This window comes from Mesorhizobium sp. P2_C4, from assembly GCF_056404575.1.
This window is the reverse complement of the sequence record NZ_JBFUDT010000002.1, coordinates 615094-631698: the sequence shown is the minus strand read 5'-3', so window position 1 is coordinate 631698 and position 16605 is coordinate 615094. Positions and strand designations below refer to the sequence as shown.

The following is a 16605-nucleotide window of genomic DNA, read 5'->3' as shown; positions in this document are numbered from 1 at the left end:
ACGCGGGCAGCTTCACACCCGTTTTTCGGCTCATGAGATACTGCAGCTCGAGTTCGATGACGTCCTGGATCTCGAAAGAGGCCTGACATCAGCCGGCGCTCTGGCCTTCCTGGTCGAAGCCGACAGGTGGCCGAGCCTGAAGGGCACGAGCACCTCGCACCAGGCCATGCTGACGCGCCGTTATCCGGTGGCGGAGCCTGCCATCACTTCGCCCGACGGCTCCACTTTGTCCTACATGGGCGAATATGACGGCGTCACCGCGGATTGGAACGCCTGGCATCTGGCCTATAACGCCCGGCATCCTTTCCTGCTGGCGAAGTTTCCCGGCATCAGGGCGATCGAGATCTATACGCCGGCCACGATCGTGTGCGCTCTCCCCATCCGGACGCGCACCGCCATGCAACGCGACAAGACCGTCTTCGACAGCCCGCAAGCCATGGAAATCGCCATGGCCAGCAAGGCGCGGCCGGCCCTGCGCGCCGATTTCCTGACGCTGCCGGCGCTCGAGGGCCGCAAGGACCATCTGCCTTTCCAAGCGGTTGAAGTGAAGGGGCCGAAGGCGACTGCCGGCACGACGCGATGAGACAGCATTGCCGCTCAATTCATAACGCCCCCGTCTTTATTTGTATCTGATCTGCTGATACATAACCCCGTGTGACGAGTGCGGGGCGATATGTCGAATGAAATCATGGTTGTCGATCCGCTTGAGCGGCTCGACTTGTTGAAGAGCCTTGCGAGCGAGGTCCGGGTCCGGATTCTCGATCTGCTGCACCGCAAGGGGCCGAAAAACGTCAATCAAGTGGCCGACGAACTGGGTCTTCCGCAATCGACGATTTCCGCAAACATCCAGGTTCTTGTCGATGTCGGTTTGATCGAGACGAAATCACAGAAAGCGCGCAAGGGAAGCCAGAAGGTCTGCTATTCGACCTTCTCCGAGTTGGTTGTCGTCTTCAAGGACCGCACCCCGGCGCAGGATTCCGGCGTCATAGAAGTGGCGATGCCGCTTGGACTCTATACAAGATGCGAAGTTTCCGCCCCCTGCGGCCTGTGCTCAAAGGACGGCGTCATCGGACTTCTCGATGTGCCCAATACCTTCCTCGATCCTGACCGTATGCGGGCCGGGCTGCTGTGGTTCACGCGCGGCTTCGTCGAATACCAGTTTCCCAACAATGCGACGCTTGCCAATGCCAAGGTCGGCGGGTTGGAGCTGGCGATGGAACTTTCGTCCGAGGTGCCGGGCACCTCGAAGGATTGGCCATCGGACATCACGGTCGCGATCAACGGACACGAGATAGATACCTGGACGGCGCCGGCCGATTATGGCGACAAGCGCGGCAAGCATACGCCCGGCTGGTGGAAGCTGGCCGGATCGCAGTATGGCGACCTCGCACACTGGCGCGTCACGAACAACGGCACCTATCGCAACAATGACAAGGTCTCCAAATGCTCGCTGGCCGATCTGGAGCTCGAGCGGCACCGCTCGATCCGGATACGAATCGGCGTGAAGGAAGATGCGCGTCACCCCGGAGGGATAAACATCTTCGGCAGCGGCTTCGGCAACTACAGCAACGACATCGTTCTGCGCCTGCTGAAGGCTTGAGAGCAAATTGGGCCCTTGACGGGCGGACGAACTCCACCCTTAACTGACCCCACGATCCGGATATAGACCGGAAAGTCGGATTGATAGTCCGCAGTGGGAGGGATCATGAAGGCCAGAGTCACGGCGAACGCGGCCTATGCCGTCGCGGATATCGACAAACGTCTCTACGGGTCGTTTCTCGAGCATCTTGGCCGGGCGGTCTATACGGGCATCTACGAGCCCGGACATCCGCAAGCGGACGCAGAGGGGATGCGCAAGGACGTGATCGAGCTGGTGCGTGCGCTCGACACGCCGATCTGCCGTTACCCAGGTGGCAACTTCGTGTCCGCCTACAATTGGGAAGACGGCATAGGCCCGAAGGAGAACCGCCCGCGGCGGCTCGATCTTGCCTGGCGCACCACGGAGCCGAACCTGGTTGGAATCCACGAATTCGCCGACTGGGCCGAAAAAGCCGGCACCGAGATGATGCTTGCGGTCAATCTCGGTTCCCGCGGCCTCGACGAGGCGCGGGCCTTCGTTGAATACGTCAACCATCCGGGCGGCAGCTACTGGTCCGACCTCAGAGCCAAGAACGGGCGCGCGCAACCCTGGAACTGCCGCCTCTGGTGTCTTGGCAATGAAATGGACGGTCCCTGGCAGGTCGGCCACAAGTCGGCAAGCGAATACGGCCATCTCGCCAACGAGACCGCCAAGGCGCTGCGCGGCCTCGACCCGACGGTGGAACTGGTCGTCTGCGGCTCGTCGCATTCCAACATGCCGACCTATCCGCAGTGGGAAGCAACCGTGCTGGAAGCGACCTACGAGCAGGTCGACTACATCTCTCTCCACATGTATTTCGAGAATTATGAGAAGAATACGGCCGAATATCTTGCTCTCCCGGCCAAGCTCGACCGCTACATCGGCACGGTCTCGGGCATCATCGACTATGTGAAGGCCAAGACCCGCTCGAAGCGGGACGTGAAGATCTCCTTCGACGAGTGGAACGTCTGGTACCATCAGCGCAAGCAGGACGCCGAGCGTATGCGCGGCTGGGACTGGCCGGAAGCGCCGAGGCTTCTGGAAGACATCTACAATTTCGAGGACGTGCTGCAGGTCGGCTGCATCATCAACACCTTCATCCGCCGGTCGGATATTGTTCGCATCGCCTGCATTGCGCAGCTGGTGAACGTTATCGCGCCGATCATGACCGACCCCGGCGGCAGCGCCTGGCGGCAGACGATCTATTGGCCTTTCATGCTCGCCTCCAGGCACGGCCGCGGCACCGCGCTGCAGCTCGCGGTCGAGGTGCCCACCTATGACGCGGCCGCGGCCGACAAGGTGCCGTGGCTCGACATTACAGGCGTGCACAATTCGGACGCCGGCACGCTGACCTTCTTCGCAATCAACCGGCATGGGTCCGAGACGATAGAGGCCGAAATCGCCCTCGAGCGGTTCGCCGCCAAGTCCGTCGAGCATACGATCATCCGTCATGACGATCTCGAGGCCTGCAACACGAAGGACGCGCCGGACAACGTATCCCCTGTCAAAGGCAACGGGGCAACGCTCAGCAGCAAGGGAATGACTCTGAACTTGCCGCCGCACTCCTACTCAATGGTGCGTGTGACGCTCTGAGTTAATATCCGACTATCAGATATATACCGTAAAATCCGTTGCAGGTGGATTGGTTTGGTGTAGCATTGAAACGTTCAAGGCGGATCTAACCGCCGTACTCGGGAGGAGCTGAGATGAACTTTCGCAGGATGATGGCCGTAGCGGTGGTTGCGGCCGGAGGATTCTGGGCCGTCGCGGCCCAGGCCGAAGAGACCGTCATGTGGTGGGATTTCCTCGGCGGCGGTGACGGTGTGCGCATGAAGCAGATGATCACCGACTTCAACACCGCCCACGCCGGCAAGATCAAGATCGACGCCACGACGCTGGAGTGGGGCACGCCCTTCTACGCGAAGGTGCAGACCTCGGCCGCGGTCGGTGAGGCGCCAGACGTCATGACCTATCACGCCAGCCGCATCCCGTTAGCGGTGAGCCAGGACATTCTCGAAGAAATCACCGCCGACGACATGAGCAAGATGGGCCTCTCGGCCTCGGACTTCGCCCAGACGACAATGGGCGCGGTGACGGTCGACGGCAAGCAATACGCTGTGCCGCTCGATACCCATCCAATCGTCCTCTACTACAATCGCGACCTTCTGAAGAAGGCAGGCGTGCTCGGCGACGACGGCCGTCCCGTGGGCATGAGAAACAAGGAGGAATTCACCGCGACACTGCAGAAGTTAAAGGATGCCGGCGTCGAGTTCCCGCTGGGCAGCGTCACCGCCGACGGCAACTTCATGTACCGCACCATTTATTCGCTTGTGTGCCAGCAAGGCGGCGAGCTTCTGACGGGCAACGAGTTCCTCGCCGGCGACAATGCTGAAAAGCTGGCGAAGGCGCTGGCGGTTCTGCAAGGGTGGACGAAGGCAGGGCTGCAGTCGACCTATACGGATTATCCCGCAACCGTCGCCCTGTTCACCTCGGGCAAGGCCGCAATGATGATCAACGGCGTCTGGGAAGTTCCCACGATGACCGACCTCGCCAAGCAAGGCAAGCTGTTCGACTGGGGCGCCGTCGAGATCCCAGTGATCTTCGACAAGCCATGCACCTATGCGGACAGCCACTCTTTCGCGATCCCAAAGAACAAGGGCAAGGAGATCAGCCCGGAAAAGCGCGCCGCCGTTCTCGAAGTGATCTCATGGATAGACAAGCACTCGCTGTTCTGGGCCACGGCAGGCCACATCCCGGCATACAAGCCGGTCACCGAGTCGGCCGAATACAAGGCAATGGAGCCCAACGCGACCTACTCGACGTTGACGGCCAACATGATCTTCGATCCCAAGTCGCCCAAGGCTGGCGTCGCCGGGCCGATCTTCGACATCATGTCCAATTATTTCGTGCCGACCCTCAACGGAGAGATGGACCCGGGCGAGGCAGTGAAATCCATCAAGGAAGAGCTGAACGGCATGTAGGAGCTCAATGGCTGGGACCGTCCTCCCAGAGCGGTCCCAGCCATATCTGAGGAAGAGCCGTGCTTCGCAACTCCCGCACTGAACGTCTTGTCGCGCTGGTGCTGGTCGCTCCCTTCCTGGCGATCTACCTGCTGGCGTTCGTCTATCCGACGGTTCAGATGTTCCGCATCTCCTTCACCGATGCGCCGCTGATCGGCGCGGGTCAGTGGGTTGGTCTCGACAACTACCTGCGGCTCGACAACGACCCGATGTTCCGGCGCGCGGTCTGGAACACCGCTTACTTCGTGCTGATGACGGTCATCCCAGGGACACTCATCGCCCTGTTGATCGCGCTTGGTGTGTCACGCCTCAAAGGCCGCTTCCAGGCGATCGTGCTGGCGCTGTTCTTCCTGCCCTATATCCTGCCGGTATCCGTGGTCTATCTGATCTGGGACTGGACGCTGAATTTCCAGTTCGGGATCGCGATGCACGTGCTGGACTGGCTGGGAATTCCGCGCGTGCCGGTCTTCAAGTCGCGCGTCTGGTTCTTGCCGGCTGTGGCCGGAGTGACGATCTGGTGGACCGCGGGCTTCTCGATCCTGCTCTTCCTCGCCGGACTGCGGTCCATACCAGTGGAGATCTATGAAGCCGCGGCGCTCGACAACTCGACGCGATGGACCACGTTCCGGCGTATCACCTGGCCGCTGCTGTGGCCGATCACCTCGCTGGTATTCACCATCCAGCTCATCCTGCAACTCAAGATCTTCGATCAGGTCTATCTGTTCTCGATCGGCGGCCGGCCGAACGACAATATGGTGCTCGTCTACTACGTCTTCCAGAAGGCCTTCCAGCAGAACCAGGGAGGCAGGGCGGCGGCTGTCGCCGTCACCCTCTTCATGCTTGTGGTCGCCGTCTCGGTTCTGCAATTCCAACTGCTCCAGTTCGCCGAAAGGCGGCGCCGATGAACGCCATGGCTGTGCAACGCTGGAATTTTTGGGGCGGGATAATCACGGCGCTGACGGTCGTGTGGGCCATCCTATGGGCATTCCCGCTCTATTGGGGTGTGATCTCATCGCTCAAACCGGACGACGAGGTCATCCGGCCTTACATCGAACTCTGGCCCGAGACGCCGACGCTGGAGAACTACATTGACGCCCTGACCACGACACAGATCGGCGCCTGGTACGTCAATTCGGTGGCTGTCGCGGTCGGCGTAACGGTCATCACCATCTTCATCTCGATGCTGTGCGGCTACGCGATCTCGCAGTTGCGATTCCCGGGCCGGATCGCGCTATGGTGGCTGATCCTCGCCTCCTTCATGGTGCCGATTTCGGCGCTGATCATCAATCATTTCGTGCTGGTCGCCAACCTTGGCCTGCTCAACAGCTGGGCCGGAATCATGTTGCCGCAGCTCATCCACCCCGTCATCATCATCGTGTACAAGCAGTTCTTCGATCAGGTCCCTAAGGATTTCCGCGAGGCCGCGGTCATGGACAACGCGTCTGAATTCGGGATCCTTTTCAAGATCTACATGCCGATGAACTGGGGGGTGACAACGGCGCTCTCGATCGTATGCTTCATCTGGACGTGGAATGCGTTCTTGTGGCCGTTCCTCTCGGTGACCCGCACCGAGATGATGACGATCACCGTCGGTATCACGCAGGTCAATGACGCCTTCGGTGTCTACTACGCGCGCCAGCTGTCGGCAGCCGTACTGGCCGGCCTTCCGGTGGCGCTAGCCTACCTCTTCTTCCAGCGCCGGGTAACTGAAGCGATAACGCTCTCGGCAGGTATCAAAGGTTAGCTTCGGCTCGCAAGCGAACCGCAATGCCAGAGGGCACGCCCCCGCTCGACAGGGTTCAGGCCCCGTCGGCGCGCGCGTGCCAGGTCGATCCGTCCGCGGCGAAGAGATGGAGGGCCGTGGTGTCGAACTTCAGCCGAACGGTGTCGCCCGGTTTGACGCTCGAAAGCCCGCGATCCTGTGCCGTAACCTGCGTCCCATCCGCAAGCCGCGCATAGATGAGCGTTCGCTCGCCAAGGCGCTCGACAACGGTGGCCGTAGCGGACGTTTCATTGCCCTCGGAGACGACAGTCAGCGATTCCGGTCGCACGCCGAGTTCGCGCCAATCCATGGTGACCGGCGCGCCGGGAATTTCGACGAGCGATCCATCGGTCAAGCGCGCATTGAGCCTGTCGCCTGAGCCTGAAATCGTAACAGGCAGAATGTTCATCGCCGGAGACCCGACGAAGGTCGCGACGAATCGCGACGCCGGACGTGCATAGACATCGACGGGTCTTCCCATCTGCTCAATCCGGCAATCGTTGAGGATCACGATACGGTCGGCGAGCGTCATCGCTTCCACCTGGTCGTGAGTGACGTAGATCATCGTCGACTTCAAACGCTGATGCAGTTCGGCAAGCTCGACGCGTGTGCGGGCTCGAAGCGCTGCGTCCAGATTGGAGAGTGGCTCGTCGAACAGGAATGCCTTGGGCTCCTTGACGATCGCACGACCGATGGCCACGCGCTGGCGCTGCCCACCGGAGAGCTGCGACGGCCGCCGGTGGAGCAGCGCTTCGATCTCCAAGATACGCGCAGCCTCGGCGATCCGTTGGCGTATGACATCCGGCGCGACCCGAATGTTCCTCAGCCCAAAGGCCATGTTCTCCGCGACTGTCATATGTGGGTAAAGCGCATAGTTCTGGAAGACCATCGCAACGTTGCGCCTGCCAGGCGCAAGGTTCTCCGAGCGCACCCCGTCGATCGTCAGCGTGCCCTTGTCAATGCTTTCGAGGCCGGCGATCATCCGGAGCAGCGTCGTCTTGCCGGAACCGGACGGACCGAGAAACACGACCAGCTCTCCCGGCTCAATGTCCAGGCTCACGTCGCGGATCACTTCGACAGCGCCAAAGTGCTTCGATACGCCCGACAGCGCGATTCCCGTCATGCTTGCGATCCTTCTTTCCTGCATAATTTCGGATAAATACCCGATGTCAAGGAACGAAGCTGCGTTTTGGGCCGACTGACTTTCATGGTGACCGAACCTCAGGGGTGCCGATTGGCAATGGGGGTCGCGAGGCCGTGCATCAGATGGCGAGTTGCAGGCATTCCTGCGCGCTAAGCCGCAAACCGGCAGCACGAGCAAAACTGCTGATATGCTCGGGCTTTGTTGCCGAGGCAATCGGCGCGATCACCCCGGGCTGCGCCATCAGCCAGGCCAGCGCGACCTCGCTGAGGCTTGCTCCGTGCCTCGCCGCAACCGCTTGAAGGGCGTCCAGAAGGGCGAAGCCGCGTGGCGTGAGATACTTCTCGACGTCCTCTCCGCGGACCGACTTCGACAAATCCGCCTTGTCGCGATACTTTCCGCTGAGAAAACCCGAGGCCAAGCTGAAATATGTGACTGCGCCGACGCCTTCCTGCAGGCAGAGGTCCTGCAGCGGCCCTTCAAAGTCCGAACGGTCGTGAAGATTGTATTCAGGCTGCAAGACCGTATAGCGGGGCAAGCCGCTTCCGGACAGGGCCAGGGCCGCCCGCAGTTGGTCCGCATCGAAGTTCGACGCGCCGATCGATCGGATCTTGCCGGCCTCAAGAAGCGCGCCGAAGGCCGAGAGCGTTTCTTCCTGGGGTGTCTCGGAATCCGGCCTATGCGCGAAATAGAGATCAATGACGTCGGTGCCGAGCCTACGGAGGGAGTGCCCGGCGGCTTCAAGGATCCATCGCCGCGACAATCCCTTCCGGCCTGGTCCGCCCATATCGGAACCGACCTTGGTGAAGATCACCACCCGATCGCGCATGCCCGGCCGAGCCCTAAGCCAGCGGCCGATCATGGCTTCGGATTCACCGCCTGAATTGCCAGGCGCCCAGTTGGAATAGACATCCGCCGTGTCGATGGCGTTGAAGCCGTGATCGACAAACGCATCGAGTAGACGAAATCCCGTCTTCTCATCGACGTTCCAGCCGAAGACATTGCCACCAAATACCAGGGGCGCGATAGAAAGGCCGGATTGGCCAAGCGTGCGTTTGATCATGGTTCTTCCGACGTTGATGGGGAGGGGTTGGATTTCGGCGGTGCAGCCAACCAGCCGCATTTCCGGCCTGCCGGTCAGGCTGCTGACCCGGCGAGCCATTCTGCTGTCGTCATCACCCTGGCGAAGCCGGCAGCCAGCGTCGCGGCGGTTGCCGCCTTGATCGCATTCTGCGTCGCGGTTTCGGACAGGTCGGGACAGCCGGTCGCATCGAGGGGAAAGTCAACGAAGTAGTCGAGATCATGACCATGCCTGGCCGTGGCCTCGCAGCAGAAATTCGTCATGAAGCCGGTCACGACGATCCGGTCCACCGACCTTTCCCGTAGCTCCCGGTCGAGGTCCGTGCCCACGAAGCAGGAATAACGCTGCTTGCTGATCGCCAAGGTGCCGGCCGGGATGCTGAGCCTTGGGTCGTCTTCGACTTCCTCTGTGCCCGCGACAAAGCCGAGTTCTCCCGCCTCGCCAGTGAAATCGAACATGCGGCCGGCATCTGCCCCGTCCGCGCGATGAACGTGGCGGACATGAACGATCAGCTCGCCCGCGGCTTCCGCCACGGAAATGATCGCATTGATGTTGGCAATTGCTTCGGCATTCCCCGCACAATGCAAAGGCGAAGCCGGGTCGGTGTAGACTTTCTGGACATCGACCACGAGGATTGCGCGCGCCATGATTTTTCCTTTTCTAGTAACCTGAAGCCATTCCATCTTTGCGATGATCCGAGGCTCCCGTCAGCGTGCCGATTTCCCAGTCGATCCAAACGGCCTGTCCGCCTCCGAAAGGTTCTGGCGCTTCCTCCACCTTGTGTCCAAGCGCCTGCAATTCCCTTGCAGTGGCGTCGGAAACGCCTCTTTCCGCCTTGATACTCCCCTGCGTATGGAAGAGGCGGGGACTATCGAGCGCGGCCTGCACATCCATGCCGAAATCCAGGATGTTGGTCAGAAGGTGAACATTACCCATCGGCTGGTAATCGCCGCCCATCACGCCGAAGGGCATGACGGCACGGCCATTCCTGGTGAGCATGCCGGGCATGATCGTGTGCATCGGCCGCTTGCCGGGTGCCAGCGCGTTGGTATGGTCCGGATCCATGCGGAAGCTCGAACCCCGATTTTGCAGGACGATGCCGGTCGACGGGCAGGTAATTCCGCTGCCGAAGGAATCATAGGTCGAATTGATGAAGCTGATGGCGTTGCGATCCTCGTCCACCACCGAGATATAGACAGTGTCCGACCGCCTGAGTTCGACTTCGGGAAGATCGGTCATCGCATGGTTCATGCAGATTTTCTGGCGCAGGCGGGCGGCATGGCCCTTCGACAGAAGGGATTCGATCACCGGGCTTGAGGGATCAAGGTCGCCCAGGCGGTTGTCCCGCTCGCGATAGGCAAGCCGCGCCGCCTCCACCTCCAAATGGAAACGCCGTGCATCGTTCGGGTCGAACGATGACAAATCGTCCTGGGCAAGGATGTTCAGCATCAGGAGCGCGGTCAGGCCCTGATTGTTCGGCGGCATCTGGTGCACGCGGTAGCCGCGGTAATCGACAGAAACAGCACTGACGTAATCGCAGCTGGTTGCGGCGAAGTCGGCAAGGGAATGCAGGCCGCCCAGTTCCCGCAACCGTGCGACCATGGCCTGCGCCACCGGCCCTTCGTAAAAGCCCTTACGGCCCAGTTCGGCGACGCGCCGCAGGGTGGCAGCCAATGCCGGCTGGACGTGTATGTCGCCTGCCTCGAGCGCCCGGCCGTTGCGCAGGAAGATTGCCGCTGAATGCTCGTCCTGCTCCAGCAGGACCTTGGCCTCCCGCCAGTCGAAGGCCACGCGGTCGTGCACCACATAGCCCTTCTCGGCATAATGGATGGCGGGAGCGAGCACGTCGGCCAGCGTCTTCCTGCCATGATCACTGATCAGCCGGTCCCAGGCGTCGATTGCGCCCGGAATCGAGACCGAATGGGGTCCAAAGGTCGGGACTTCCGCCATTCCCATGGACCGAAAGCGATCGATGGAAGCCGCGGCCGGGGCTCGCCCGGAGCCATTGAGCGCTATCACCTCGTCCATACCGCCTGGGCAATACAGCACGAAGCAATCGCCACCGATCCCGGTCGATTGAGGCTCGACCACGGCCTGCACGGCGCTTGCGCAAACGGCCGCATCCACGGCGTTGCCACCAGCGCGCAACATTTCGACAGCTGCCTGGGTGGAGAGAGGGTGGGACGTCGCGGCCATTGCGCCGGTTGTTCGAACGGGTGAGCGCCCGGGTAGTTGGAAGTCACGCATGTCTGCTAGGGCCTCTGGACAATTGAGTTTCGGGGGCTCCGGCGGAGAATGGGCCTCCGCCGGAGCACGCACATCACTTCATCAGTTCGGTCCAGATTTTGGTGTAGAGTTCGTCCACCTCGGCGGGGCAGACGTCCTGCCAGCCGCCGGCGGCAACATACTCCGCTGGAATGTTCAACTCGGGCGCGGCCTTGATGTCGTCACGCATGAACTGGGTCGAGCCCTTGATGCCGTTGGCATAGGTCGCGAAGTTCGAAATCAGGGCCGCGTTTTCGGGCGCCATGATGAAGTTCAGGAACTTCTTGGCATTTTCCGGATGCGGCGCGTCGGCGAGGATTGCCACACTGTCCATGAACAGCGAATAGCCTTCCTTGGGGAAGCCGAGCTTTACGTCGGCATTGATCTGCCGCGCCCGGAATGCGGCGCCATTGTAGTAAAGCTGGGCCAGCGTATCGCGGCTGTCCATCTTTTCGATGCCGTAATCCATCGAGACCCAGGATTTCTTGGCTTCGAGCAGCTTGTCTCGAACCTTCTTCAAGAGCGCCTTGTCTCCGGTGCACCAGGTGCCGCCCATGTACCGGATGGCGGCATAGAGAACATCGTTCTTCTCGGGCACGACATTGATCTTGCCCTTCAATTCCGCCGGCGGATCGAGCCAGATTGCGCTGGTGTTGATGTCACCCTTGTAGAAGGACGTGGCAACGACCGGCCCAGTCATGCCCCACTGCCACGGCACGGAATAATGACGGCCCGGATCCCAGCCGACATTCACCCAGCGTTCGTCGACATTCTTGAAATTCGGCATCTGGTCGGGCCGGGCTTCAAGGAGAAGACCCTCCTTGATCCAGATCGGTACGAAATTGGCTGACGGAACCACCATGTCAAAACCCGAGCCGCCCGCCCTGACCTTGGACAGCGCGGTGTCGTTGGAGTCGTAGTCCGTGACTGTGACCTTGATGCCGGTTTCCTTCTTGAATTTTTCCAGAAGTTCCGGGCTGGTGTAGTTGCCCCAGTTGTAGAGGCTCAGTTCTTCCTCGGCGAGGGCCGCAGAACTTGTTACCGCGAGCAGCATCGCCGATGTCAGCGTCGTCAATATGGATCGCATGCTTGTCACTCCTCTGTAAGGTTGATTATTTCTTGCGGTTGATCAGATGTACGGCCGTCACCAGAAGAATCGAAGGCACCAGGAGCATGGTGGCGGCGGCATTGACTTCGGGGGTCATGTCACGACGGATCTGGCCCAGCATGTAGGTCGGCAGGGTTTCCTGTCCGCCGGACTTCACAAGATCGGTGATGACGACATCATCCAGGGAAACAACGAAGGCCAGCATGAAACCCGCTATGATGCCGGGCGCGAGTCTCGGAAGCGTCACATGCAGGAAGGTCTTCCACGGGTCCGCATAGAGATCGGCCGCCGCAGTTTCGAGGGTCAGATCCATGCCTTCCAGACGAGCGCGGATCGGCAGATAGGCAAACGGGATGCAGAAGGCCGTGTGCGCCAAGACCAGATAGCCGGTTCCCGAGTAGCCGGTTGCCGACTTGACCGCGGCGAACACGATCAGAAGCGAGATTGCCGTTACGATTTCAGGAACGATCAGCGGCTGGTTGATCAGGGCGTAGGAGATCGTCTGCCCGCGATAGGCGTCGGTTCGGGTCATGGCGATGGCAGCCATCGTGGCCATGACCGTCGCCAGCACGCCGGCTACGGTCGCAAGAAACAAGGAGAAGAGGGCGGCATTGATGATCAGGTCGTTGTGCCAGGCCTTGACGAACCAATTGAACGAGAAGCCGCCCCAGACACCGAGCGAGGAGGTCGCGTTGAAGGCGAACACGACGAGGAGAAGGATCGGCAGATAGAGAGCGACGATCGCCAATCGCGCAACAATGCCGAAGCCTGGCTGCGCCTTCAGATCGAATGCGTGCTGACTAGCGGCCATGCGCATTCTCCTTAGCCGAGCTTCCGCGGATGTAGATGATGAGCGCTACCGTCACGATCAGCAGGAGGCAGATGGAAAGTGCTGCGCCGAGGGGCCAGTTTCGACCCTGACCGAACTGCAGTTCGATCAGGTTGCCCATCATCATGTTCTTCCCCCCGCCCAAGACGCGCGGCGTCACGTAGGCACCGATTGCGGGGATGAAGACGAGGATCGATCCGGCGATCAGGCCCGGCTTGCAGGAGGGAATGACGATATGCCAAAGCACCTTTGAGCGCGTCGCATAGAGATCGTATCCTGCCTCTACAAGGCTGAAATCCATCCGCTCGAGGCTCGCATAGATGGGCAGTACCATGAGCGGCAGGTAGACGTAGACGAGTCCCAGGAGAACCGCCCCGTCCCTGAACAGCATCTGCATCGGCTTATCGATCAACCCAGCCCAGATGAGGATGTTGTTGATCGGCCCCTGATTGGACAGGATGCCCATGATCGCGAAGGTGCGGATCAGGAGATTGGTCCAAAAGGGGATCGTGATCAGCAGCATCCATTGCGACCGGACCTGCTCGGGCCGGGTCGCGATGTAATAGGCGGTGGGGAAGCCGATGAGCAGCGTGGCCAGCGTCGTTATCAGTGCCAGTTCGACGGAACGCCAGAAGATGATGAGATTGGCATCGGCCAATACGAGCACGTCGTCAAAGGGATCGCGCTCCACAAAGACGTTCATCCAGCCATCGAGACTGAACTGACCGAGCGCGACCCCGCCGAAGTCGCCCTTTGCCATCACCGAATAGACAAGCATCACTGCAAGCGGGCCGACAGAGGCGATCATGATGGTCACAAGGGCCGGCGCCTTGAGCAACCAGCGGCGCCGGCTTTCGGCGGCTCGGCGTGTGGCCGCCATCTCAGTGATGCTGGACATGTTCGCCTCCGAGCAGCCGGGCGCTATGGCCATGAATTCGCAGCCACACCTGCGTGCCAGACGTCATGATTTTCTCTTGTTCCGGGCTGTTGGTCAGGCGCGCCGTGAAAGTCGAACCGTCGTTCAGGCGCAGTTGAAGGCGTGTGTCCGTCCCAACGAAAACCTCGCCTTCAATGACCGCAGGAATGCAGTCCGATGACGGGGAGTGGAGGACGTCGACATGTTCGGGGCGGATCAGGACCTGAACCGTCCCGTCGCTGGACGTTCCGGCTTTGCCGTAAGCGGTGGTGACAGTGCCAGCAATATTGACCCGATGAGCATCCGGCGCGGCCTGGCCGACAAGCCGACCGCTCAGAATGTTCGATTCACCGATGAAGTCGGCGACGAACCTGTCCACCGGAGCGTTGTAGATTTCCCTCGGACGGCCAACCTGGAGCACCCGCCCACGATTCATGACGGCGATGCGATCGGACATCGCCAGCGCCTCCTCCTGATCGTGCGTCACGAAGATAAACGTGATGCCGGTTTCGGTTTGGAGTCGCTTCAATTCGACCTGCATCTCCTTTCGCAGCTTGTAGTCCAGGGCCGACAACGGCTCATCCAGCAAAAGCACTTCCGGTTGCGGAGCCAGGGCGCGGGCCAGGGCGACACGCTGCTGTTGCCCGCCGGAGATCTCGCTGGTCCGCCGGTCGGCAAGCGTTTCCATCCGCACAAGTTTCAGCATCGCGGCCACGCGATCCACGATCCTGGACTTCGTCCAGCCCAGCATTTTCAGTCCGAAACCGATGTTCTCGGCGACAGACATGTGGGGAAAGAGCGCGTAATTCTGGAAAACCGTGTTGATTGGCCGCCGAAACGGCGGAAGCGCCGCAATGTCCTTGCCACGGAGCAGGATTTGTCCGTTGGTCGGAAAGTTGAACCCGGCGATCAGTCTTAATAGCGTGGTTTTTCCGCAGCCGGACGGCCCCAGCAACGTAAAGAACTCGTTTTCGGTAATGTCGATCGACACATCGTCAAGCGCCAGAAAGGCCGAGGCGCCGGTGCCGTAACTCTTGTGCAGGCCGATCGCCTGGACCGCCAGGCGACGATCCGCGGTTTGCTGCTGGGCGGGTTGGGACAATGCCAGCATATCAGGCCTCGAAGGTCACGCGACCGCCGCAGACGGTCAGTGCGGGTGACAGGGTGTTGATCTCCTCTGGTGAAACGGCCTCGATATCGCCGGACAGGAGGACAAAATCGGCGAAATGACCGGGTTTGAGCTGTCCCTTCCGGTCCTCCGCGTGTTCGGCATAGGCGCCTTCGATCGTATAGGCTGCAATCGCCTCGTGGAGGGTGAAGCTCTGGTCCGGCAGATGCGGCGCCCAGGGCTTGCGGTTGACGGCGGCATGGATGCCAGCCAAGACATCGATCCGCGCCACCGGCCAATCCGACGCGAAGACAACATGGGTACCCGCCTGCATTAATGTCCGCCAGGCATAGGCCAGCGGCCAGCGATCGGGTCCGATGCGGGTCTTGCCCGGTTCAAGCGAGAAATCCATCACGCCTGGGGGATGGGGCGGCTGCATGGACGCGATGGCGCCAAGGGCTGCAAAGCGCGGAATGTCGTTGGGCTGGATGACCTCGACATGCTCGACCCGGTGGCGCGCGTCCCGCGAGCCGTTGGCCTCCATGGCGGCTTCATAGCCGTTCAGGACCGCGCGCACCGCACCGTCGCCGATCGCGTGCACGGCGATCTGCAAACCGCGCCGGTCCGCCTCGATCGCCATTTCGGTGAATTGGGCCTGCGTGAAGAGCGGTTGCCCGGTGAAGTCGGGTCTGTCGGCATAGCCATCGACGAGATAAGCGGTATAGCCTTCGATCACGCCGTCATAAAACGCCTTGACGAAACCGGAATTCAGCCAGTCCCCGCGATAGTCGTCATTCATGCGGGATGCCTTTTCCAGCATGTCGACCGTCATGAAGTTCTTGAAATGGAAGGGCACCTTGACACGGCAGATCAGGTTGCCCTGTTCCTGGATCTCGTTGAGCAGTTCCAGTGTGTAGAGATTTCCGTCCATGTTGTGGATCGACGTGATCCCGTGCCTGGCGCACCAGGCGAGGCCGGCGCTTATGGATGCCCGGTCTAGTGCCCTTTCCTCTGGCGTTGGCGGTTCGGGCGGCTCGCCTCCGGTGGAGAGCCCCAGCGACGACCGAAAGGTGCCGGCATAGACATCGACCGGTCCGAAGGCCTCGACTTCGCGCAGCTCGCCGGTAGCAAGGCCGTCCAGGCCCATGACCACCTCGTTGCCGGGGCCCAGGGCCTTTCCATGGAGAAGCCGGACTTCCTTGAGCAGTATGGTGTTGGCCCACATCGTGTGATGGTCGAAGGCCACGAAGGCCAGGGGCCGGTCATCGAGGATGCTGTCGAGGAAATGCCGGTCGATCGGGCTGCCATCGAGCATATCGTAGTCGGCACCCTGGCAATAAAGGACCTTCGCGTCCGGATTTGCCGCCGCGTGCGCCCGGACTTTTTCGCGGATCGCGGCTTTACCCTTCGTTCCCGTCAGCAACAGGTCATTGACGGTGGCGCCGCCGCCAAACACATGCATGTGCGCTTCGATGAAACCCGGCAGCACGCTTCGACCGGCACCGTCGATTATCCGCGTCGAATTGCCGGCAAGGGGCAGGATTTCCGTTGCGTCGCCGACAGCGAGAATGCGTCCGTTCGCGACTGCCATCGCAGAGGCCGCCGGCCTGGCAGGGTCCATGGTCAGGATCCGTGCGTTCGTGACCACGATGTCTGCCTGCATCTCTGACGCTCCCCCAGCCTCCCCAACCCGCTTTCGGTTGCGGCGGCAATTGACTACATTTTATGAATACTTTGTTGTATACATTATGCGGTTG

The 16605-nt window shown here is 60.8% G+C and carries 15 protein-coding genes; 6 read left to right on the top strand and 9 right to left on the bottom strand.

The window, feature by feature from the left end; genetic code table 11:
• Positions 1 to 166: 166 nt before the first annotated feature.
• From AC1DX6_RS09355 to AC1DX6_RS09330, 6 genes are all read left to right on the top strand, one after another.
• Entirely contained in the window at positions 167 to 583 is a 417-nt protein-coding gene (locus AC1DX6_RS09355; RefSeq protein ID WP_477312488.1) for a hypothetical protein, read from the top strand.
• Between the two features lie 90 nt (positions 584 to 673).
• Entirely contained in the window at positions 674 to 1600 is a 927-nt protein-coding gene (locus AC1DX6_RS09350; protein ID WP_477312486.1) for an ArsR/SmtB family transcription factor, read from the top strand.
• A 105-nt stretch (positions 1601 to 1705) separates the two neighbouring features.
• Entirely contained in the window at positions 1706 to 3211 is a 1506-nt protein-coding gene (arfA, locus tag AC1DX6_RS09345; RefSeq protein WP_477312484.1) for an arabinosylfuranosidase ArfA, read from the top strand.
• Positions 3212 to 3324: 113 nt separating this feature from the next.
• Complete coding sequence (locus AC1DX6_RS09340) at positions 3325 to 4599, top strand: extracellular solute-binding protein (protein WP_477312482.1); 1275 nt, start codon at positions 3325 to 3327, stop codon at positions 4597 to 4599.
• 59 nt (positions 4600 to 4658) lie between these two features.
• Positions 4659 to 5543, top strand: coding sequence for a carbohydrate ABC transporter permease (locus AC1DX6_RS09335; RefSeq protein WP_477312480.1), 885 nt, complete (start codon positions 4659 to 4661; stop codon positions 5541 to 5543).
• Positions 5540 to 6382: a carbohydrate ABC transporter permease gene (locus AC1DX6_RS09330; protein WP_477312478.1), complete on the top strand. Its 843-nt coding sequence runs from the start codon at positions 5540 to 5542 to the stop codon at positions 6380 to 6382. Before AC1DX6_RS09335 ends, AC1DX6_RS09330 begins: the two co-directional genes overlap by 4 nt.
• A 55-nt stretch (positions 6383 to 6437) precedes the next feature.
• On the opposite strand, the gene AC1DX6_RS09325 is transcribed toward AC1DX6_RS09330, so the two are convergent.
• From AC1DX6_RS09325 to AC1DX6_RS09285, 9 genes are all read right to left on the bottom strand, one after another.
• Positions 6438 to 7523: an ABC transporter ATP-binding protein gene (locus AC1DX6_RS09325; protein WP_477313665.1), complete on the bottom strand. Its 1086-nt coding sequence runs from the start codon at positions 7521 to 7523 to the stop codon at positions 6438 to 6440.
• Positions 7524 to 7662: 139 nt separating this feature from the next.
• Positions 7663 to 8604, bottom strand: a complete 942-nt coding sequence (locus AC1DX6_RS09320) for an aldo/keto reductase (protein ID WP_477313663.1) — start codon at positions 8602 to 8604, stop codon at positions 7663 to 7665.
• A 74-nt stretch (positions 8605 to 8678) separates the two neighbouring features.
• The gene (locus AC1DX6_RS09315) at positions 8679 to 9269 is read right to left on the bottom strand and encodes a cysteine hydrolase family protein (protein ID WP_477312476.1); all 591 of its coding nucleotides are present in this window, start codon (positions 9267 to 9269) and stop codon (positions 8679 to 8681) included.
• 13 nt (positions 9270 to 9282) lie between these two features.
• Positions 9283 to 10869 (bottom strand): gamma-glutamyltransferase, encoded by a 1587-nt coding sequence (gene ggt / locus AC1DX6_RS09310; RefSeq protein WP_477312474.1) that lies wholly within the window; start codon positions 10867 to 10869, stop codon positions 9283 to 9285.
• 73 nt (positions 10870 to 10942) lie between these two features.
• A complete protein-coding gene (locus tag AC1DX6_RS09305) occupies positions 10943 to 11974 on the bottom strand; it encodes an extracellular solute-binding protein (RefSeq protein ID WP_477312472.1) in 1032 nt (343 codons plus the stop codon).
• Positions 11975 to 11999: 25 nt separating this feature from the next.
• The gene (locus AC1DX6_RS09300; protein WP_477312470.1) at positions 12000 to 12806 is read right to left on the bottom strand and encodes an ABC transporter permease; all 807 of its coding nucleotides are present in this window, start codon (positions 12804 to 12806) and stop codon (positions 12000 to 12002) included.
• The gene (locus tag AC1DX6_RS09295; protein WP_477312468.1) at positions 12796 to 13722 is read right to left on the bottom strand and encodes an ABC transporter permease; all 927 of its coding nucleotides are present in this window, start codon (positions 13720 to 13722) and stop codon (positions 12796 to 12798) included. The genes AC1DX6_RS09300 and AC1DX6_RS09295 overlap by 11 nt, the downstream gene beginning before the upstream one ends.
• Positions 13706 to 14851 carry an ABC transporter ATP-binding protein gene (locus AC1DX6_RS09290; protein ID WP_477312466.1) on the bottom strand — a complete coding sequence of 382 codons (1146 nt, stop codon included), beginning with the start codon at positions 14849 to 14851 and terminating at the stop codon, positions 13706 to 13708. Before AC1DX6_RS09290 ends, AC1DX6_RS09295 begins: the two co-directional genes overlap by 17 nt.
• A 1-nt stretch (position 14852) precedes the next feature.
• Complete coding sequence (locus tag AC1DX6_RS09285) at positions 14853 to 16511, bottom strand: amidohydrolase (RefSeq protein WP_477312464.1); 1659 nt, start codon at positions 16509 to 16511, stop codon at positions 14853 to 14855.
• Positions 16512 to 16605 lie beyond the last annotated feature (94 nt).